Below are 20,546 nucleotides of genomic sequence, written 5' to 3'. Positions count from 1 at the left end.
AAATGCCTACAGCGCCTTTTTCAGCACCAGGCTGAAGGCTGGGCCGCCGTCGGTGCGTTGGTCGGTTCGCACCACCCGACCCGAGGCGCGCGTCCCGTCATAATAGGTGTCGTAGTATTCGCGATCCGCGCCGGCCAACCCGTCGACCTGTAGGCGCAGGGCGAAGGCGGGTGGGCGGTACTCGACGAACATGCCCAGCGACTGGGCCTGGGCGGCGGTGGAGGTCTCTTCGGGCGTGTAGGAGACCTGCGCGGCCTGGGCGTTGGCCTGCAGCCCCCAGCGCAGGGACTTGGTCAGGTCCTGCTTCACCGCGATATGGGCGTCATAAGGCGCCTCGCCTGAGAGCCGCCGGGCCGTTCCTGTCACCGGGTCGACGATGTCGGAGCGCCGCACCGCGCCGCCGGTCTCCACCGACAGCCCATTCAGCCCGACCAGCGACAACGGCACGGCCAGCGACACGTCCACCTGCTGGCGCTCGCCGCCGATCACCGCGCCCGGCAGGTCGACGCCGGCGACGTTGCGGGTCAGCTCGGTGACGCTCTCCAGCCGCGCCTGGGTCAGGGACAGGTTCAAGGCGCCGGCCCCCGGCAACGCCTGGATCAGCTGGGCCTGGGTGCGCCATTCCCGGTTGGGGGCGAGGTCGGTGACCATGCCGCTGTCGCCGGCTCGTTGCAGGCTCTGCGCCACCGTGACGAAGGCGCCCAGGTCCACCGGCGTCACAGCGCGGCCATAGGACAGCACCCACTTGCCGCCCGACCACGGGGTCAGCGTCGCGTCGATCTTGGGGTCGGCGGAGGTGTAGCCCTGGCGCGCCTGGGCCTGGTTGCGCCAGGTCAGGTCGGTGTAGCCGAGGTCGGCCCCCGCATCGAAGCTGAGCCGCTTGGACGCTGCCCAGTGCAGGGCTCCGCCCGCCGTCGTCTCGTCGGTGCGCAGTTGCATGGGCCCCTCCGCCGGGCCCGAGGCGTCGTCGATGGCGTCGTCGACCTGGCGCACGCGGCCGGTCAGGTCCACGCGCAGGCCGTGGTCGACGTCTAGCCCGGCCTTCAGGTTGGCGAAGGTCTCGTTGTGATCGTTCTGGGCCGTGCTTCCTTCGCCGATCGGCAGCACCGACTGGATCTCCAGGCTGTGGCCGGCGTCCAGGGCGAGGTGAGCCCTGGGCGTGGCCATCCAGGCGGCGTCCACCTCCAACCCCACCTTGCGCCAGGGGGTCTGCTGGCCCTCGGCGGGGGCGAAGCCGGGCCAGCTCACGCTCGGGTCTATCGCGTCGCCGGCCTGGAGGTCGATATGGGCGTTGAACTGGATGTCGTCGCGCGCGGGGCCGTTCAGCGTCCAGCCCCCGCCGATGGTGCTGGCGCCCAGCCGGCCCTGGACCAGGGTGGCGGCGGACGGGGTGGTCGGTGCGGCGGTTAGCACCTGGGCGCGGGCGGAACTCACAATCGCGATAGCGAACAGGCAAGCAGAAGTCAGCGCTGTCAGGCGCCGCACCTCCTTCCCCCGCCTCGTATCGCCCATATCCGCCCAGCCCCAGCCGTCGCGTTCCTGGCTGTATCTAAACTTACAGCGATGTAAGGCAAGCGGACTCAGGGTCGCCGCTCCGGTCCCGGCCTACGGCGCCGCTTCCTGTTGCAATCCGGCCATGGGATGCGCCCTGGACAAGCAGGGCCGGTCTGGCCACACCAGCGGTGACATGGACGGATCGTCCATCGGGAGATCGGCCGGATGGCGCACCTTGTCCTGTTGAACGCCGGCGGCACCATCTCGGCGGAGGCGGGGCCGGGCGGGGTGCTGCGAGGTGGGGCGGGACCGGCCGTTCTGGCCCAGGGCCTGCCCGACGCCGCCCTGCCGGTTCGCGAGATCGGGGTCTATCGCGGCCTGTCGGAGGATATGACCTTCGCCGACGTCTCGGGCCTGCTCGCCGCCCTGGCCATGGCCGTCGCCGATCCGCAGACGCGAGGCGTGGTGGTGGCCCACGGCACCGACACCCTGGAGGAGAGCGCCTTCCTGGCCGACCTGATGCACGGCGCCGACACGCCGGTAGTGTTCACGGGCGCGCAGCGGGCGCCGGGGGCGCTGGGCTTCGACGGGCAGATCAACCTGATGGACGCCTTGGCGGTGGCCGGGTCCGAAGAGGGGCGGGGACTGGGCGCGGTGATCGTCTTCGCCGGCCGCATCCTGGCCGCCCGCCACGCCCGCAAGCGCCGGACCACCGCGCCCGACGCCTTCGGCGCCGACGGCGGGGACCTGGGCCGGGTGGCGGCCGGCGCGGTCCAGTTGTTCGCCCGGCCCGTCCGCAGCCCGCCGATGGACTTCCATGGCCTGGACGCCTCGGTGGAGATCGTCACGGCGGGGTTGGGCGCGTCCGGCCGTATCCTGGACCTGCTGACCCAGCAGGGCGCGCGCGGCGTGGTGCTGCAGGCGCTGGGGCGCGGCAATGTCGGTCGCCCGCTGGTCGAGGCGACGGCCAGGGCCACGGCTTCCGGCTGCGCGGTGCTGGTGGTGTCGCGCAGCGACGAGGGCGGGGTGGCTCCGGAATACGAGGCGGGCCGACGGTTGGCGGATGCGGGCGCGCACTTCTGCGGCCGGCTCGACGCCGCCAAGGCGCGGCTGGCCCTGGCCTGCCTGCTGGCCAACGGACTGGACTCCGCCGGTGTGGGCGCGGCGCTGAAGACCTACGGATTCTCCTGAGCGCGCAGCCCGCTCAATCGCTCGGGATGAAGTCTTCGCCCTGTAGGCTCGGCGCGGGTTCGGGCCTTACGGGCTCGCCGTTGCGCGCGGGTTCGTCGACCCAGGCGGGACGGTCGGCCAGTTCGGGCGCCAGCCGGCGCAGGCCGTCCTGTACGTCCTGCCGCCGTCGCCAGGGCCGCCAGCTGTCGGACGGCGTCACCGGGTCGCCGAGGTGGAAAGTGGCGATCACCGAGGCCAGTGGCCCGATCCCGACGGGCCCCAGCTTGCGCAGCCGTCGCTGCGAACCCGTATCCAGGGCCTCGACGGCGGCGGCCAGTCCACCCGTGCGGGCGAAGGCGGCTTCGAACGTCGCCGGCTCCACACCCAGGAAGTGGGCGAGGCTGCGGGTCCGATGCCGCCGGATGGCGGCGCGCGCCTCCGCGTGTTCCGGGCCCTGGCCGACCTCGATGGCGAGATCGCATTCGGTGTCGAAGCCGGTGGAACGGTTGTTCAGGTTGGTGGAGCCGACCCGCAGCATCACATCGTCGATGATGGTGTGCTTGGCGTGGACAATGATGGTCTTGCCCGCCTGGGTTTCGGGACAATAGGCGTGGAAGCGGCCGTGGCGGTCCGCCCCCTGCAGTCGCCGGATCAGGGCCGAGCGGGTCTTGTCCATGGTCATGCGGTCGAACCAGCTCGGGCTGTGCTCGGTGGAGACGATCAGCACCTCGGGCCCGTCGTCCTGCTCCAACCGCGCGGCCAGGGCCTCGCCGATGGCCGGCGAGGCGACGTACTGGTTCTCCATGTAGATGAAGCGCCGGGCCGCCTTGATCGCTTGGAGATGCAGGGCCTCGTTCTCGCAGACCTCCGGCTGGTCGCGCCAGGCGGGTTCGGTGCGGGCCAGCCCGACCTGCACGTCGTGGAAGTCCGCCGTGAACCCCTGCGGCCAAAGGTCCTGGGTCGTGGCCTGGGTCGGGGAGGGGGCTGGCGGCAGGGTCACGCCCGTGGAGCGGCGCCAGCGGCGGCGGAACAGGTCGCCCAGCATGGCCGCCGCCTCGCCCTCCACCATCAGCATCACCTCGTGGCGGGGATCGTGCATCCCGCCGGTGGGCATGTTGCGGCGGCGGTCGCCGTCCAGGTGGCGGACGCTGTCCCAGCGGTCGGTGGAGATGTCGCCGCCGCCGCAGAAGGCCAGGCTGTCGTCGATCACCAGCACCTTCTGATGATGGCAGGCCCCGAACGGCACGCTGGCGTCCAGGCGGAAATGCACCGGCGTGTGCTTGAAGCAGGCCCGCGCGCGATGGGGGAAGAAGTGCTGGGAAGCCGCGACGGGCAAGGCCGATTTCCAGATCAGCACCCGCACGTCCAACGCGGGCCGAGCCTGGGCGAGCTGGCGCAGGAAGGGGCCGGCCCGGTCGTCCTCGGGCCCGCCGCCCTCGGTGTCCGGGGTGAGCTGGGTCAGGGGATCGAACGACCAGCCGAGCAGATGGATGGAGCGGCGGGCTCGGCGCATCGCCGCCTTGGCCGCCAGGAAGTAGTCCTGGGTGTCCAGGATCGCGAGGGCGCGCGAAGCCGGAGCGGTGCGCCAGCAGGTCGATCCCGGTTGCAGCAACACCGCCGTCGTTCCCCGCATTCCGGCCTCGATCCCAGGCCGGGTCGATCCGCATCGACCTGTCCGGGCTTGCTGAAATGCTCGTCGCGACGGCGGGTTCCGAGCTTGGCTGTTGGCTCCGCGACCCTGTGTCTTAAAGAGTCCACATCGTCCGTCATCGAACTGTGACAGGCCCGAGATATTTGGGATACGGCGCTGGGGCTACGCGCCTAAGGAGATATAAAATGATCAGGACCCTTGCGGTCGCCCTTGGCGCGACTCTCATGGCTGGCGTGGTCGCCGCGCAGGCCGCCATCATCACCGGCGCCGGCGCCACCGCGCCCGCGCCGATCTATCAGAAGTGGGCCGAGGCCTATAAGGCCAAGACCGGCGTCGGCCTGAACTATCAGGGCATCGGCTCGGGCGGCGGCATCAAGCAGATCGAAGCCAAGACCGTCGACTTCGGCGCCTCCGACAAGCCGCTGGCGGCCGCCGATCTGGAGAAGTTCGGCCTGCTGCAGTTCCCGACCGTGATCGTCGGCATCGCGCCGGTGGTCAACATCCCCGGCGTCGCCGCCGGCCAGCTGCACCTGAACGGCCAGGTCCTGGCCGATATCTACCTGGGTGAGATCAAGCGCTGGTCCGACCCGCGCATCGCCGGCCTGAACAAGGGCGTGCGCCTGCCCAACCTGCCGATCACCGTGGTCCACCGCTCCGACGGGTCGGGCACCACCTTCCTGTACACCTCCTACCTCAAGGCGGTCAGCCCGGCCTGGGGCAAGGTCGGCGCCAGCGACAGCGTCGCCTGGCCGGTGGGCCAGGGCGGCAAGGGCAATGACGGCGTCGCGGCCTATGTGAAGCAGACGCCCGGCTCGATCGGCTACGTGGAATACGCCTTCGCCAAGAACAACAACCTGGCCTATGTCGACATGGCCGACCGCGAAGGCCACTTCATCGCCCCCAACGAGCAGAGCTTCAGCGCCGCCGCCGCCCACGCCGAATGGCGTTCGGCCGACGGTTTCGCGCCGACCCTGCTCGATCAACCGGGCGCCAACGCCTGGCCGATCTCCGGGGCGACCTTCATCCTGATCTATAAGAACCCGGGCAACGCGGCCTCCACCGAGTCCGTGCTGAAGTTCTTCGACTGGTGCTACGCCGCGGGCGACGGCATGGCCAGCGAGCTGGCCTACGTGCCGCTGCCGGCCAATGTGAAGACGGCGATCCGTCACGCCTGGGCCACGGAAGTGAAGGCCGGCGGCAAGCCGGTCTACGTGGCTCACTAAGGACTTGTAGATCGACGGGAACGCCGGCGCGGTGTGTCGGCGTTCCTTGTCGCAACTGAACCTTGCCCAGGCGATCCGGCCCGACCGGGTCTGTCCCGGGCGGATTTTGTCGCGGGCGGATTTTAGACGATGGCCGAACTGATGGTGGGTGCAACCAAGCGGGCGAGGCCGGCCGGCGCCGGATTCGATCCCGTCTTCCGCATCCTGTGCTTCGCGGCCGCCACCACCCTGCTCACCGCCATCGCCGGCGTGCTGATCTCGCTGCTGATCGGCGGCGAGCCGGCCTTCGCCAAGTTCGGGCTGAGGTTTTTCACCTCCACGGTGTGGAACCCGGTCACCGACGAATACGGCGGCGCCGGCCCCATCGTCGGCACCCTGATCACCGCCGCCTTGGCCCTGCTCCTCGCCCTTCCTCTGGCCTTCGGGGTGGCGGTCTTCCTCACCGAATTCTGCCCCCGTCCCCTGCGCCGGCCCATCGGGGTGGCGGTGGAGCTGCTCGCGGGCGTGCCGTCCATCGTCTACGGCATGTGGGGCCTGTTCGTGCTGGCGCCCCTGTTCGCCAAGTATGTCGAGATCCCGATCATGGGCCTGGCCCCGCCCGGCTCGATTTGGGAGACCATCCTTTCGGGCGTGCCCAACGGCTCGGGCCTGATCGCCGCCTCGATCATCCTGGCGATCATGATCCTGCCCTACATCGCCGCCACCCTGCGCGAACTGTTCCTGACCGTGCCGGCCCGGGTGCGCGAGAGCGCCTACGGCGTCGGCTGCACCTCGCTGGAGGTGGTCTGGTCGGTGACGCTGCCCTATGTGCGCAAGAGCGCCATCGGCGCGGTCATGTTGGGGCTCGGCCGGGCGCTGGGCGAGACCATGGCGGTGACCTTCGTCATCGGCAATTCGCACGGCTTCCCGACCGGGATTTTCGACAGCGGTTCGACCATCGCCTCGACCATCGCCAACGAGTTCGCCGAGGCCACCAGCGACATGCACACCTCCGCCCTGCTGGCCCTGGGTTTCGTGCTGTTCCTGATCACCTTCGCGGTGCTGGCCATGGCCCGCGCCCTGCTCGGCCGCAAGGATCCCGTCTGATGGCGCTCGCCTTCAATCGTCGCGGCCGGCGCAGCGTGGCCAACGGCGCCTTCATCCTGGCCTGCACCCTGGCCACCGCCCTGGCCCTGGTGTTCCTGGTGGCGATCCTGGCCTCGTTGCTGGTCAACGGCGTCGGGGGGATCAACCTGGACGTCTTCACCATGAGCACGCCCGCCACCGGATCGAGGGGCGGCCTGCTCAACGGCATCGTCGGGTCGTTGGCCATGTGCGCCATCGCCATGGTGCTGGCGATCGTGATCGGCATCCTGGCCGGCACCTGGCTGGCGGAGTTCGCCCGCGACAGCACCTACGGCAAGGTGGTGCGCTTCACCAACGACGTGCTGCTCTCGGCCCCCTCGATCCTGGTCGGCCTGTTCATCTACTGGCTGCTGGTCCGCCCCTTCCACGGCTTCTCCGGCATCGCCGGGGCCGTGGCCCTGGCCCTGCTCGCGGCGCCGGTGGTCACGCGCACGACCGAGGACGTGCTCAAGCTGCAGTCCCGTCAGCTTCGCGAAAGCGGGGTGGCGCTCGGCGCGCCGGTCTGGACCGCCATCCGCGCCATCATGTGGCGGGCGGCGGCGGGCGGCATCATCACCGGCGGCCTGCTGGCCTTCGCCCGCATCTCCGGCGAGACCGCGCCCCTGCTGTTCACGGCTCTGAACAACCAGTTGTTCAGCCTGGACATGACCAAGCCGATCGCCAACCTGCCCTCGATCATCTTCAACTACGCCCTCAGCGCCTACGACGACTCCCGTCGCCTGGCCTGGGTCGGCGCGCTCCTCATCACCATCGCGGTGCTCGGCGCCAATGTCATCGTGCGCGCCTTCGCCCGGGAAAGAAAACGGCCATGACCGCCACCCCGCCCGCAGCCGTCGCCACGGCGCCCGAGCCCCAGGTCTTCGAGAGCTTTGTCGAAGCCATCCCCCAGGAGCGGATCAAGCTCGAGACCCGCAAGCTGAGTTTCTTCTACGGCAAGAACCAGGCCCTGCACGAGGTCAGCCTGCCGTTCGCCGGGAACTCGGTCACCGCCCTGATCGGCCCGTCGGGCTGCGGCAAGTCCACCCTGCTGCGGGCGATGAACCGCATCTATGCGCTGTATCCCGGCCAGCGCGCCGAGGGGGAGGTGCTGCTCGACGGCGAGAACATCCTGGACCGCAAGGTCGATCTGACCCAGCTCCGCTCGCGGGTCGGCATGGTGTTCCAGCAGCCCACTCCGTTCCCGATGTCGATCTACGACAACGTCGCCTTCGGCGTGCGCCTGTACGAGAAGCTGTCCAAGCCCGACATGGACGCGCGGGTGGAGGAGAGCCTGCGCCGCGCGGCGCTGTGGGACGAGGTGAAGGACAAGCTGAAAAGCTCCGGCCTGGGCCTGTCCGGCGGCCAGCAGCAGCGCCTGTGCGTGGCGCGCGGCGTGGCGGTGCGGCCCGAGGTGATCCTGCTCGACGAACCGGCCTCGGCGCTGGACCCCCACTCCACCGCCAAGCTGGAGGAGACCATCGTCGAGCTGAAGCGCGACTACACCATCGTCATCGTCACCCATAACCTGCAGCAGGCCGGGCGCATCTCCGACCACGCCGCCTTCATGTACCTGGGCCGGTTGATCGAATTCGCCCGCACCGACCGCCTGTTCGACAACCCCCGCGCCAGCCGCACCGCCGACTACATCACCGGCCGTTTCGGCTGAACGTTCGCCTCTCGTGGGCCTTCCAGACGCCGCCGTCGTGACGGCGGCGCGCCGACGCGTGGGCGCGACGCGGGGCAAAACAGCGCGTCCGTCGCGATGGCTTGATCCGGAACGCCTTCGCCTTTAACCTCCCGGGACGCCGCGTGGGAGCATACCCTCCATTCAGGCGTTCCGCCGCAAGGGGACGACGTCTTGACCATTCGGCGGCAAGGCGCGTTCCGTTCAGAGAGCGCCCCATGTTCCCCCCACCGCGAATTTGGTCTGCTGGCATCTTTTTGGTTTGAAATGGCGCTTGGAAGACGACCTGCACATTCGGCTGGCCTCAGCCGCCGCATGATTTGGACCCTGGCCTTATGAGCGTGATCCCCCGCGTGAGCTTCCCGACCCGCGTCGAGGTGCTTGGCTCGAAGGGTGTCGAGCGTCCCGATGTCGTGGTCGCCATCCCGGTCAAGGACGAAGAGGCCCGAGTCGAGGCCTGCCTGGCGTCGCTCGCCGACCAGGTCGAGGTCGACCCGACCCGGTTCGCCGTCGTCCTGCTGCTGAACAACTGCACTGACACCACCGCCGCCAAGGTCCGGGCGCTGTCGCCGCACCTGCCGTACGCGCTGCACCTGCACGAGGTGGAGCTGCCCGAGGCCTACGCCAACGCCGGCTGGGCCCGGCGGCTGGGCATGGAGGCGGCGGCCGAGCTGGCCTCGCCCGACGGCCTGATCCTCACCACCGACGCCGACACCCTGGTCGAGACCGACTGGGTCGCCGCCAACCAGCGCGAGATCGCCGCCGGCGTGGACGCGGTGGCCGGCTACGTCATGGCCGACCCGGTCGAGCTGATGGAGCTTCCGGCCGAGATCCTCGAGCGCGGCTCGTTGGAATGGGAATACCAGCAGCTGGTGGCCGAGATGGGCGCCCGTGTCGATCCCGAGCCCCACGACACCTGGCCACGCCACAACCAGAACTGCGGCGCCTCCGCCGCCATCACCGTGCGCGCCTACCGCCGTATCGGCGGCCTGCCGCCGCGTCCGGTGGGCGAGGACCGCGCCCTGTTCGAGATGCTGCGCCATATCGACGGCAAGATTCGCCACAGCCTGGATGTCCAGGTGGTCACCTCCGCGCGCACCGACGGCCGCGCCCTGGGCGGGCTGTCGGACGCGATCCGCCTGCGCGGCGAGCCCGACCACGCCTGCGACGAGATGCTGGAAGTGGCCATGGTCGCCTTCCGCCGCGCCGTCTGGCGCCGCCGTCTGCGCGCCTTGTGGCAGGCGGGCGGGCGCGAGGCCCTGATCCATTCCGATTGGGCCCAGCGCTTGCACGTCTCCGAATGGGAGCTGCGCCAGGCGGCCGATCACGCCTGTTTCGGAGAAACCTGGGCGGACATCGAAGCGATCAGCCCGCGCCTGGTGCGCGAGCTGGTCACCGGCCGTGGACTGAAGCGGGAGCTGCGCCGCATGCGCCGCCTCGTGGAAGCGGTGCGGGCCGGCATGGTCCTGGACGCCTCGCCCAAGACCGCCGTTCGACGCGCGCGGGCGGTCCAGGCCGCCTAAGGGATCGGGCGCTTTGCGTCAGGCCGACTGCGTAGGCCTTCCTAATCTCTTCACACCTCTCCACCGTCTTCCCCGATCAAGTCGGGCGATGACGAGAAATTTCGAGTGACAGCGGCCGGAAACCGTCAGGCTTCCGGCCGCCACCCATCCGCAGCTACTTCGCGTCGGGGTATTGGATCGTGCCCTGTAGGTGTTGCATCACCGCGCGGGCGTCGTAGGCGTGGGGATTGTTCGGCTTGGGGCCGCGACCCATCAGGATCTCGACGGTGGCGGTGTATTGCGTCACCTGCTGCACATCCAGAGAACCGCCCCAGACCGGGTCGTTCCAATAGCCGTAGCCCCAGCCGAACCCGCGACGACGGACGCCCCAATACGGACCACCCCAGCCGCCGGCGAAATAGGGATCGGGATCGGTGTAGAGGCTGGTCTGGGCGCTGGTGTTGCGGTCCACGGCCTGGAACCAGTCGAAGCCGTTGTTCACCGTCAGCTGGGCCGAGCGGAACAGCAGGTAACGGTTCACCCGCTCACGTGAGGCCAGGGTGTTGCCGGCGAACTCGACCTGCCAGCGGTTAGGTTCGATCTGTTGTTCGCTATAGCCGCCGGACGCCGAGTGATTGTGGGCGCCAAGGGGTTGGTAAGGGGTCGCGGTTTCGCACCCCGCCAGCAGGAGCGCCGCAGCCACGGCGATCAGTGCCCGCTTCATGAGCTTCTTCTCCAGGCCACCTCAGCCAGAGGTGGCTTCTTCCGCTTCAATGGCCGGTTGCGCAAGCGCGTTCCGGAGCCAGCGAGAATAGTCAGTGAAACGTGTCGGCCGTGTTGCGGAATTGGACCCTCGCCGGGGCGACGATCCCCACCGCGCTGACGTTCACCGAGTGGATCACCGCATCGATCTCGCGCCGCCAGAAGTCCAGGAACCGATGCACCCGCGGGAACTCCGGGGCGACGTCCAGGGTCTGCCACATGAAGCGCTGCAGCAGGCTGGGATGGTCGGGCATGTAGTAGAGCACTTCCGCCGTGGTCAGTCGGCCGCCGCGGAGTTGGGTTTCGAAGTCGCGAAGCTCCATCGTCGATCTCCATGCGCTTATGCACACACGCAGGAGATCAAGCGTTGCGTTAACTATCCGTTGCACGAAATCGTCACAAAGCGCCCAGGTCTGGGCCGCCGCCCGGAAAATGGGCAGGGCTTGGCCAGGCCTCAGGCCTTTCCGGCGCGCCGATCCCGCTGCGCCAGCACCCGCAGGCGCAGCGCGTTCAGCCGGATGAAGCCGGCCGCGTCGCGCTGGTCGTAGGCCACCGCGCCCTCTTCGAAGGTGACGAGCTGCTGGTCGTAGAGCGGGAAGGGCGCCTCGCGGCCGATCACGGTGACGTTGCCCTTGTAGAGCTTCACCCGCACGCGACCGGTGACGTTCTCCTGGCTCTTGTCGATCATGGCCTGCAGCATCTCGCGCTCGGGCGAGAACCAGAAGCCGTTGTAGACCAGCGACGCGTAGCGCGGCATCAGCTCGTCCTTCAGGTGGCCGGCGCCGCCGTCCAGCGTGATCGACTCGATGCCACGGTGGGCGGTCAGCAGGATGGTCCCGCCGGGCGTCTCGTAGACCCCGCGCGACTTCATGCCGACGAAGCGGTTCTCCACCAGGTCCAGCCGCCCGATCCCGTTGTCGTGGCCGAGCTGGTTCAGCTTGGTCAGGAGCGTCGCGGGCGACATCGCCTCGCCGTCGATGGCGACGGGGTCGCCGCGCTCGAAGTCCATGGTGAATACGGTGGGTTTGTCCGGCGCGTCCTCGGGCGAGATGGTGCGCTGGTGGACGAACTCGGGGGCCTCGACCGCCGGGTCTTCCAGCACCTTACCCTCGGATGAGGAGTGCAACAGGTTGGCGTCGACCGAAAAGGGCGCGTCGCCGCGCTTGTCCTTGGCGATGGGGATCTGGTGCTTTTCGGCGAAGTCGAGCAGGTGCTCGCGGCTCTTGAAGTCCCATTCCCGCCAGGGCGCGATCACCCGGATGTCGGGCTCTAGCGCATAGTAGCCGAGCTCGAAGCGGACTTGGTCGTTGCCCTTGCCGGTGGCGCCATGACAGACCGCGTCGGCGCCGACCTGGCGGGCGATCTCGATCTGTTTCTTGGCGATCAGCGGGCGCGCGATGGAGGTGCCGAGCAGGTACTGGCCCTCATAGACCGTGTTGGCGCGGAACATCGGGAAGACGTAGTCGCGCACGAACTCCTCGCGCACGTCCTCGATGAACACGTTCTCGGGCTTGATCCCGAGCATCAGCGCCTTTTCCTTGGCCGGCCCCAGCTCCTCGCCCTGGCCCAGGTCGGCCGTGAAGGTCACCACCTCCGCGCCGTACTCGGTCTGCAGCCACTTCAGGATGATCGAGGTGTCCAGCCCGCCGGAATAGGCGAGCACGACCTTCTTCACGGGGCGGGTGTCGGCCATGGGGTGTCCTTCGGGCAGGCGGGGAGTGCGCGCGTTTAAGGGCGCCCGGGCGATGAGGGCAAGCGCTAATCTCGGCCGGCGACAGGCGAACGGGAGCGACCTGTTAACCAATAAATGGTCGGCGATCTCAAGCACATTAAAGATTGTGGAAACCTGAACCGTGCAACCTGGGCCGAGTTGAAGATGGCGCTCCTTCGCGCGGCATAGGATTTCACGTCATATGCGTCTGGCTGAAGATCATGAGTTCTTGGTGCTCGCCTACGGGGATTCCCCCTTTCTCGGCGATTGCCTGACTTCATTGAAGGCTCAGCGGGCTTCTTCGCGAATCCGGATTTCGACGTCCACGCCCTCGCCCTACATCGACCGCGTCGCCCAGGACCATCAGGTCGAGGTGCTGGTCAATCCGGTTCGAACCGGGATCGGCAGGGATTGGAATTTTGCGCTGGAGCGGGCGGAGCGGCGCTACGTCACCCTGGCCCACCAGGACGATCTCTATCGCCCGGCCTTCCTGCCGGAAACCCTCGCCCTGTTCGAGGCGCACCCCGAGGCCGGGGTGTGCTTCACCGGCTACGAGCAGATCGACGACTGCGGCAGGATCACCTGGTCGAAGATCAGTCTGGTCAAGCATGGCTTGGAGCGGTCGATCATCGGCTCGAAAGTGCGGGTGAATCCCGCGCGGATGCGGTGGTTCCTCTCATTCGGCAATCCCTTGCCGTGCTCGTCGGTCACCCTGGACATGCGGCGGCTGGACGGCTTCCAGTTTTCCGAGACGCTTTCGAGCAATCTGGACTGGGATGCGTGGCTGCGGCTGTGCCGGGGCGGTATGTCCTTCCTGCACGCGCCCGAGCGGCTGATCGGACGCCGTCACAACGACCTGACAGAAACCTCCCGCCTAATCCGTGACGGCCGGCGCCGGCGCGAGGATCGGGAGATGTTCCGCCGCACCTGGGCCAAACCCCTGGATGGCGCGATGGCCTACGTCTATTCGGTTTCCTATTGAGCCCGATGATCGCAAAGCTGCTGAGGTTCGGAGTCGTCGGCGGCTCCATGTCGTTGCTCAACTACGCGATCTTCATAGGCGCTATCCGCCTGAACACGGGTTATCTGATTGCGGCGTCGATCGCCTGGTTGGTCACGGTCGCGATCAGCTATGCACTCAACCGTCGCTTTACGTTCCGGCGGAGCGGATGGGGCGGCCTCAAGGATGTGGCGGGATATGTCGCCGGCTACGTCCTGCAATTCTTGGTGTCGCTTGCCGGGCTTCAACTCCTGATCGGCGTGCTTGGACTCGGACCGAGCCTGGCCTTCGTCGTCAATCTAGTCGCCACCTCGACCTTCAGCTTCTGCTATATGCAGCTTGCGGTGTTTCGCGAGGGGGCGGCGTCTTCGAAGGCGCCGGCTTGACGCATACGCTCTAGGCGCGGTTCGGCTCGTCGCCCTTGTCCTCGCCGGTTCGGCGATAGACATGCGGATTGTTGTAGACCTTGGCGCCGAATGTCTTCAGCACCGTGGTGCGCAAAGCGTTGTCCGCCCGCATGATCGCATCCGATAACGGCTGATCGGGTTCGCCTCGAAATGAGGTTGCGTGAAAATATTCGGCCATCTCAGGTGATTGGGAGGAAAAATAGTAGTTCGAGACGCAGCATCGCGTCTGGTCGCGCTTAACTTCCTGCACCGAATGCCAAGAGGTGCGATTGGTCGCCATCAGCACCAGGCGATTGAACAGCGCGGGTATGGTTCGGGGCGCGCCCTTGGGCCCCTGGTCCCAAAGCTGCAGATTGCCGCCGAAGTCTTCGCGCCAATCCGGCGTCACATAATAAAGCAGGTTGAGCACGCGATAGCGCGCGCGTGCGCCGTCGTGGGAATTGTCGAGGTGGGGCTTGAGGTATGCGCCTTTGGGCATGGCGCTGAGACCTCCAGCATAGAGGTCGGCGTCCGGCTGAAGCGCCTGTAGGCCGGTGATGGCGGCGACCTCGTACAGCACGCGCGGGTCTTGGAATGCGTAGACGATCTCTTCCAGGATGGCCGGATAGGCGTCCATCTGGGCGGCGACGAACTTCCGTTCCTTGATCGAGTTCTTGAACATCATGCGCCCATGATCGGGAAATGCGGCATGGATGGCTTGGGCCATATCCACCGGCAGCAGGTCGTCGACGAAGGATGACGGGACGCGCCCATGTTCGTTGAAAGCGCTCCTCATCGAGGCGCCGGCCTGTTGAAGGCGCGCCACGATATGATCGGCCATCTCGCCGCGGGTAAGGGGGCTCTTTTCAGTCACAGCGAAACTCCGCTCGACGCTGGTTGAGGCCTGACGACATGAACGGATGCGCAACCCATCGACTGCATCTTCAATTCCTGCGGCGCGGGGCGCGCGATAGCCGTCGCCTTCGGGACTTCGATCCCGACCTTGGCGGCGTCCTTCCGGTCGAACAGATGCACACGCCCACGACGACAAAGGGCGTACACTTGGCTTGCGGAAAGGGCTTGCAAGTCGAACACCAGCGGACGGGCGCGCAACCCGGGATCGTTGCGCACGAGCCCGCTGACGTCGCCCCCGTTCACCACAACGAAATCGGCCGTATCGGCGCTGATGGCCTGACTTGCCCGCGCGAACGGCGCCGCATCGGCGTGGGCCTGCAACGCCCGCCAAGGCGCAAGGACGAGCACTGAGGCGGCGAGGGACAGCATGATCGCATTGCGCGCGAGGAGGGGCGACCAGGCGCTCCGAGTCAGCTCGACGTAGGCGGCGGCCGCGATCAGGCAGGCGCAACCGAGCAGGCCGTGGAGATAGCGGTAGCCCCATCCAAGGCCTTGATAGGGCATCACGAGGGCCACCGTCGCCAGAGTCAGGATCGACGCCGCCGCCATGTTGCGTAGCGCTCCGCCGGTTCGGAGAGCCGGGACGAAACCGGCGAAGAGCAGGACCGCCATCAAAGGGTTCTGCCAGCTGATGAAGCGGATCAGGTTCTCGGCCATCAGGCGCACCGCCTCCAGCGGGTCGCTTTCGGACACCAGCTGCAGAACGTGGCCGGCGAAGGCCTGTACGCCGCCGCCCTTGCCCTGGGGTGCGGCCAGACCCATCAGATGGAACATCACGGGCCAGTACAGAATCCAGAACAGCCCGATCGCCGCATATCCGCACGTGAACACGACAGCGCGCCTCCACCGACCGCTGGCGAAGGCATGGAGGATAAAAGGCGCGACCAACAAGGGATGGAATACGAGCTGATGCAGGCCGCAGGCGGCCCAGCCGACGGCGAGGGCGGCTCCGTCGCTCCAACCGCTATCCCTTTGATAAAGGCGCAGCCAAGTCAGATTCAGCGCCAGGTGCGCAGACATCGCGTAGGGCGTCATGGCCGTGAACAGGAGCTGGGAGGAGCTCGCCAGGAACACCGCAGCCACGGCGGCGGCGTCCGGCCTGTCCGGCCACAAGACTTTCGCGATGTCGTAGACCATCGCCACCGAAAAGGCGCTCAAGAGCGGCCCGGCCCAGGCCGCTCCGCCTACGGCCATGAGCAATCCGCGAAAGGCGGCGTTCAGGGGCAGATAATCCGAACTCCATACCGCATGGCCCGGAACCTGGAGGCCGAATTCCGGCTGGAGGGCGGGCACATACTCGCGCCAGATCGCCGGCACGGGCGCAATGAAAAGTCCGCGATGGAAGGTGGTCGCGTCGGACACCGCGAAGAACTCGTCCAAGGAAAGGGGATAGCGGGAGAACACCAACCGCCATCCGACCAGGCCCGTAATCAGGACGGCGAGGGCGGCGAGGGCCGCCACGACCCGGGCGCTCCGCCATGCGGTGGGCCACGCCCATGCCGGAAAGCCGCGACCTGCCAACCCCTTGGCCATCAGCAGTAGAAACACGCCCTCCAACGCGAGGACCTGCAGGTCCTCCTTCACCAGGAAGACGTCCGCTTGCCGCAAATCCCTCGATTTCAGCAGCATCAGAATGAAAGCGAGCAGGCACAAGCTCACGCAGACGATCATCCACCGCTGAGTCAAATTTGCCGGCCAGGCCCACGAGCACCGGGCGCCCCGACCGGCCTCGGCGATATCGGAATCGGCGGATTGAGCCGCTGGGCCGTTCATCCGGCCATTCATACCGGCCATCCGTTTGGATTCCGCTAAGGCTGTCGCGCGGCGTGACCCCGGCGCCGTCAGCGCCTATCTTGTCCGCATGACCGACATAACCCTGCTCGATCCCGCCGAAGCGGATGCGGATGTGGAGATCACGGCCCCCATCGAGGTCGATCCCGCAAAGCCCATGCGCCTGTATCTGGTGGACGGGTCGGGCTACATCTTCCGCGCCTTCCACGCCCTGCCGCCCTTGACCCGAAAGTCCGACGGCCTGCCGGTGGGTGCGGTGCAGGGCTTCTGCAACATGCTGTGGAAGCTGATCTGCGACACCAAGGACGGCGACGACGGCAAGGGCCTGGGCGCGCCGACCCACCTGGCGGTGGTGTTCGACGCCAGCGAGAAGACCTTCCGCTCCAAGATCTACGAGCAGTACAAGGCCCACCGCCCGCCGCCGCCGGCCGACCTGATCCCCCAGTTCCCGCTGATCCGCGAGGCCACCCGCGCCTTCGGCGTGCCGGCCATCGAGCTGGAGGGCTATGAAGCCGATGACGTGATCGCCACCTACGCCCGCCGGGTCGCCCAGGCTGGCGGCGAGGTGGTGGTGGTCTCCTCCGACAAGGACCTGATGCAACTGGTCAACGAGCAGATCTGCCTGCTCGATCCGGTCAAACAGGTCCGCATCTGCCGCGAGCAGGTGATCGAGAAGTTCGGGGTGCCGCCCGAGCGGGTGGTCGAGGTCCAGGCGCTGGCCGGCGACAGCGTCGACAACGTGCCGGGCGCGCCGGGCATCGGCATCAAGACCGCCGTCCAGCTTCTCGAAGAGTTTGGCGATCTGGACTCGCTGTTGGCGCGCGCGGGCGAGATCAAGCAGCCCAAGCGGCGCGAGACCCTGCTGACCCACGCCGACCAGGTGCGCATCTCGCGCCAACTCGTCACCCTCGCCGACGACGCGCCCGTCCCCGATCCGGTGTCGGACTTCGTGGTGCGCGCGCCCGATCCCGCCGTCCTGGCCCAGTTCCTCAACGAGATGGAATTCCGCACCCTGGCGCGTCGGGTGTCGGAGGCCAGCCCCGGCATGGTCCCGGCGCCCATGGTCTCGGCCCCCCAGGCGGTGGCGATCGATCCCACGGCCTATGTCTGCATCCAGGACCTGGAGACGCTGGACGCCTGGATCGCCCGCGCGTTCGAGGCCGGGGTGATCGCCTTCGACACCGAGACCGACTCCCTATCCTCGGCGGCGTCCGGGCTATGCGGCGTGTCGCTGGCCACAGCGCCGGGCCAGGCGGTCTACATCCCGCTGGGCCACTGCGCCGCGGAGGGGCTGGACCTGATGGCCGCCCAGGACTGGACCCAGATTCCGATGTCGCCGGCCATCGCGCGGCTGAAGCCGCTGCTGGAAGACCCGAGCGTGCTGAAGGTGGCGCAGAACGCCAAGTACGACCTGGCGGTGATGAGCCGTTACGGCGTCGACGTCGCGCCGATCGAGGACACCATGCTGATGTCCTATGTGCTGGACGCGGGCCTGCACGGCCACGGCATGGACGAGCTGTCCCAGATTCACCTCGGCCACATCCCGATCCCGTTCAAGCAGGTGGCCGGCAGCGGCAAGAAGGAGATCAGCTTCGCCCAGGTGGAGCTGAAGACCGCCACCGCCTACGCCGCCGAGGACGCGGACGTGACCCTGCGGCTGTATCACGTGCTCAAGCCGCGCCTGCTGAAGGCCAAGCTTCTCACTGTCTACGAGACGCTGGAGCGGGGTATGCCGCCCGTGCTGGCGGCGATGGAATGCCACGGGATCAAGGTCGATCCGGACCGGCTGCGCGCCCTGTCGCACGAGTTCGGGATCAAGATGGTCGAGGCGGAGGCGCGTGCGCACCAGCTTGCCGGCCACCCCTTCAACCTCGGCAGCCCCAAGCAGATCGGCGACGTGCTGTTCGGCGAGCTGGGCCTGCCGGGCGCCAAGCGCACAGCCACCGGGGCCTGGTCCACCGACGTCAAGGTAATGGAGGACCTGGCCGAGCAGGGCCACGACCTGCCGCGCGCCATCCTGGACTGGCGCCAGATCGCCAAGCTGAAGAACACCTATACCGACGCCCTGGTCCTGGCCGTGGCGCCGGCGACCGGGCGGGTGCATACCTCGTTCTCGCTGGCCTCGACCACCACCGGGCGGCTGTCATCGTCGGACCCCAACCTACAGAATATCCCGATCCGGACGGATGAGGGGCGCAAGCTGCGCACCTGCTTCATCGCCGAGCCGGGCAATGTGATCGTCTCGGCCGACTATTCCCAGATCGAGCTGCGGTTGCTGGCCCACATCGGCGATATTCCGCAGTTGAAGGACGCCTTCCGCCGGGGCCTGGACATCCACGCCATGACCGCCTCGGAGATGTTCGGCGTCCCGGTCGAGGGCATGGACCCGATGGTGCGCAGGCGCGCCAAGGCGATCAATTTCGGCATCATCTACGGCATCTCGGCCTTCGGCCTGTCCAACCAGCTCGGCATCCGCCAGGACGAGGCCGGGGCCTATATCCGCACCTATTTCGAGCGCTTCCCCGGCATCCGCGACTATATGGACAAGACCCGCGCCCTGGTGCGCGAGCAGGGGTTCGTCACGACGCTGTTCGGCCGGCGGATCAACATCCCCGAGATCGCCTCCAAGTCGGCCGCCCAGCGCCAGTTCTCCGAGCGCGCCGCCATCAACGCCCCGATCCAGGGCGCCGCCGCCGACATCATCCGCCGGGCCATGATGCGCATGCCGGCGGCCCTGAAGACGGCGGGCCTCAGCGCGCGCATGCTGCTGCAGGTCCACGACGAACTGGTGTTCGAGGCGCCCAAGGCCGAGGCCGACGCCCTGTGCAAGCTCGCCGCCGAGGTGATGTCGGGCGCGGCCGAGCCGGCGGTGGCCCTGTCGGTGCCGCTGACGGTCGACGCGCGCTGGGCGGCGAACTGGGACGAGGCGCACTGAGGCCAAGCTTTGCGGACATGAACGCCAGCTAACTACGGGCTCACGACGCGTTCAGCCGCCATCGCCCAGGTTACTGCAACGGTCGTGATCCATCACGGCCCTTTGCAGGGGAAATCCGATGTCAGCGCCTCTCCGCGCGGCGGCTTCGAGGTCGAAGGCCGAGACCGCTTCCAGCACCGCCACGGTGGTCAGCCTGAGCGAGCGGGTCCGCCGGCTCCAGGCCGAGGCCAAGGGCGCCGCCCGCGAGCAGGTCGACCTGTTGGCCGCCAACCTGCTGCAGGCGCACCAACTCGCCGAGGAGATCGCCGAGGGCGGCGCCGCCTATCCCGTCGGGGTGCGCGATCTCGCCCGCCGGCTCAGCGTGGACAGCGCCGTGAGGTTCGCCGCGATCGAAGCGATCATGGCGCGGGCCTGAGCCGTCCGATCCGGCGCGCCCTCATCTGACGTAGGAGCCGGCGTTGAGGTCGATGGTCGATCCGGTGGCGTGGTCGGCCAGGCCGCTGAGCAGGAAGGCCGCCATCGGGGCGATATCGTCCGGCTCGGTGAGGCGCGACAGGGCCAGGTCGCTGACCGCGTAGTCCTCGCCATACTGGTCGATGAAGGCCTGGGCCATCTCGGTGCGGGTGAAGCCGGGCGCCAGGATGAAGGCCTTGACGCCGGCCTTGCCGAAGCCGCGCGCGATGGATCGCGTCAGCGCGACGACGCCGGCCTTGGACGCCGCATAGGCGAGGTAGTCCGGCTGATCGCCGCGGAAAGCGGCGCGGGAGGCGATGTTGACGATCCTTCCCCCATCGCGGGTCATGAAATGCGCGATGGCCAACCGGCTGAGGATGGCGGTCGCGGTGAGGTTGACGGCCATGGTCGTCTCCCAGTCGCCGAGCCATTCGCCCATCGGCTTGTCGAGCGCGGACTCCACCGCAATCCCGGCATTGTTGACCAGGGCGTCGATCCTGCCGAAACGGCCTTCGATCTCCGACCAGAGCGCCGCGCAGGTCTCCGGGTCCGCGAGATCGGCTCCGAACGCCTGGGCGCCGTTTCCAAGGCTGTGCGCCAGCGCCTCCGCCGCCTCGCGTCCGCGACCGTAGTGGACGGCGACCCGCGCGCCCGCGCCGCCGAGCCGGCGCGCAATGGCGGCGCCGATGCCCCGGCTGGCCCCGGTGACGAGCACGGTCTGGTCGGAAAGGTCTATATGCACGACGAAGCCCCTGGTCCCAGCGG

At 68.0% G+C, this 20,546-nt stretch carries 18 protein-coding genes; 10 read left to right on the top strand and 8 right to left on the bottom strand.

Going from position 1 to position 20,546, the window contains the following annotated elements:
• Positions 1 to 6: 6 nt before the first annotated feature.
• A complete protein-coding gene (locus GSQ87_RS15740; RefSeq protein ID WP_158916292.1) occupies positions 7 to 1,485 on the bottom strand; it encodes a hypothetical protein in 1,479 nt (492 codons plus the stop codon).
• A gap of 234 nt (positions 1,486 to 1,719) precedes the next feature.
• On the opposite strand from GSQ87_RS15740, the gene GSQ87_RS15735 reads away from it, so the two are divergent.
• A complete protein-coding gene (locus tag GSQ87_RS15735) occupies positions 1,720 to 2,685 on the top strand; it encodes an asparaginase (RefSeq protein WP_158916291.1) in 966 nt (321 codons plus the stop codon).
• Positions 2,686 to 2,698: 13 nt separating this feature from the next.
• On the opposite strand, the gene GSQ87_RS15730 is transcribed toward GSQ87_RS15735, so the two are convergent.
• On the bottom strand, positions 2,699 to 4,297 hold the full coding sequence (locus GSQ87_RS15730) for a phospholipase D-like domain-containing protein (RefSeq protein ID WP_158916290.1): 1,599 nt from the start codon (positions 4,295 to 4,297) through the stop codon (positions 2,699 to 2,701).
• Between the two features lie 203 nt (positions 4,298 to 4,500).
• Between GSQ87_RS15730 and pstS the strand changes: the two genes are divergently transcribed.
• The 5 genes from pstS (at position 4,501) to GSQ87_RS15705 (ending at position 9,849) form a co-directional block, all read left to right on the top strand.
• Positions 4,501 to 5,538, top strand: a complete 1,038-nt coding sequence (gene pstS, locus GSQ87_RS15725) for a phosphate ABC transporter substrate-binding protein PstS (protein WP_158916289.1) — start codon at positions 4,501 to 4,503, stop codon at positions 5,536 to 5,538.
• 129 nt (positions 5,539 to 5,667) lie between these two features.
• Positions 5,668 to 6,624 carry a phosphate ABC transporter permease subunit PstC gene (gene pstC / locus GSQ87_RS15720; protein ID WP_158916288.1) on the top strand — a complete coding sequence of 319 codons (957 nt, stop codon included), beginning with the start codon at positions 5,668 to 5,670 and terminating at the stop codon, positions 6,622 to 6,624.
• Positions 6,624 to 7,475, top strand: a complete 852-nt coding sequence (gene pstA / locus GSQ87_RS15715) for a phosphate ABC transporter permease PstA (protein WP_158916287.1) — start codon at positions 6,624 to 6,626, stop codon at positions 7,473 to 7,475. The genes pstC and pstA overlap by 1 nt, the downstream gene beginning before the upstream one ends.
• Positions 7,472 to 8,308 (top strand): phosphate ABC transporter ATP-binding protein PstB, encoded by an 837-nt coding sequence (gene pstB / locus GSQ87_RS15710; RefSeq protein ID WP_158916286.1) that lies wholly within the window; start codon positions 7,472 to 7,474, stop codon positions 8,306 to 8,308. The genes pstA and pstB overlap by 4 nt, the downstream gene beginning before the upstream one ends.
• A 353-nt stretch (positions 8,309 to 8,661) precedes the next feature.
• A complete protein-coding gene (locus GSQ87_RS15705; RefSeq protein ID WP_158916285.1) occupies positions 8,662 to 9,849 on the top strand; it encodes a glycosyltransferase family 2 protein in 1,188 nt (395 codons plus the stop codon).
• A gap of 154 nt (positions 9,850 to 10,003) precedes the next feature.
• On the opposite strand, the gene GSQ87_RS15700 is transcribed toward GSQ87_RS15705, so the two are convergent.
• The 3 genes from GSQ87_RS15700 to GSQ87_RS15690 form a co-directional block, all read right to left on the bottom strand.
• Positions 10,004 to 10,552, bottom strand: a complete 549-nt coding sequence (locus GSQ87_RS15700) for a hypothetical protein (RefSeq protein WP_158916284.1) — start codon at positions 10,550 to 10,552, stop codon at positions 10,004 to 10,006.
• Between the two features lie 91 nt (positions 10,553 to 10,643).
• On the bottom strand, positions 10,644 to 10,913 hold the full coding sequence (locus GSQ87_RS15695; RefSeq protein WP_158916283.1) for a Usg family protein: 270 nt from the start codon (positions 10,911 to 10,913) through the stop codon (positions 10,644 to 10,646).
• A 131-nt stretch (positions 10,914 to 11,044) separates the two neighbouring features.
• On the bottom strand, positions 11,045 to 12,283 hold the full coding sequence (locus GSQ87_RS15690; RefSeq protein WP_158916282.1) for an argininosuccinate synthase: 1,239 nt from the start codon (positions 12,281 to 12,283) through the stop codon (positions 11,045 to 11,047).
• A gap of 220 nt (positions 12,284 to 12,503) precedes the next feature.
• Here GSQ87_RS15690 and GSQ87_RS15685 point away from each other — a divergent pair, with 220 nt between their 5' ends.
• Positions 12,504 to 13,283 carry a glycosyltransferase gene (locus GSQ87_RS15685; protein ID WP_158916281.1) on the top strand — a complete coding sequence of 260 codons (780 nt, stop codon included), beginning with the start codon at positions 12,504 to 12,506 and terminating at the stop codon, positions 13,281 to 13,283.
• A gap of 5 nt (positions 13,284 to 13,288) precedes the next feature.
• A complete protein-coding gene (locus GSQ87_RS15680) occupies positions 13,289 to 13,687 on the top strand; it encodes a GtrA family protein (protein ID WP_158916280.1) in 399 nt (132 codons plus the stop codon).
• A gap of 10 nt (positions 13,688 to 13,697) precedes the next feature.
• On the opposite strand, the gene GSQ87_RS15675 is transcribed toward GSQ87_RS15680, so the two are convergent.
• Positions 13,698 to 14,561 (bottom strand): 2OG-Fe(II) oxygenase, encoded by an 864-nt coding sequence (locus GSQ87_RS15675; RefSeq protein WP_216839349.1) that lies wholly within the window; start codon positions 14,559 to 14,561, stop codon positions 13,698 to 13,700.
• Entirely contained in the window at positions 14,558 to 16,261 is a 1,704-nt protein-coding gene (locus GSQ87_RS15670) for a hypothetical protein (protein WP_158916279.1), read from the bottom strand. The genes GSQ87_RS15675 and GSQ87_RS15670 overlap by 4 nt, the downstream gene beginning before the upstream one ends.
• A 289-nt stretch (positions 16,262 to 16,550) precedes the next feature.
• On the opposite strand from GSQ87_RS15670, the gene polA reads away from it, so the two are divergent.
• Positions 16,551 to 19,328: a DNA polymerase I gene (gene polA, locus GSQ87_RS15665; RefSeq protein WP_254063157.1), complete on the top strand. Its 2,778-nt coding sequence runs from the start codon at positions 16,551 to 16,553 to the stop codon at positions 19,326 to 19,328.
• A gap of 118 nt (positions 19,329 to 19,446) precedes the next feature.
• On the top strand, positions 19,447 to 19,743 hold the full coding sequence (locus tag GSQ87_RS15660; RefSeq protein ID WP_158916278.1) for a hypothetical protein: 297 nt from the start codon (positions 19,447 to 19,449) through the stop codon (positions 19,741 to 19,743).
• Positions 19,744 to 19,764: 21 nt separating this feature from the next.
• Here GSQ87_RS15660 and GSQ87_RS15655 read toward each other — a convergent pair whose 3' ends face one another.
• Positions 19,765 to 20,523, bottom strand: coding sequence for an SDR family NAD(P)-dependent oxidoreductase (locus GSQ87_RS15655; RefSeq protein ID WP_158916277.1), 759 nt, complete (start codon positions 20,521 to 20,523; stop codon positions 19,765 to 19,767).
• Positions 20,524 to 20,546: the final 23 nt, after the last annotated feature.

Source organism: Caulobacter sp. S45 (assembly GCF_009765965.1).
In the GTDB taxonomy this organism is placed as follows: Bacteria; Pseudomonadota; Alphaproteobacteria; order Caulobacterales; family Caulobacteraceae; genus CAHJWH01.
This window is presented reverse-complemented; position numbering and strand designations above follow the sequence as displayed.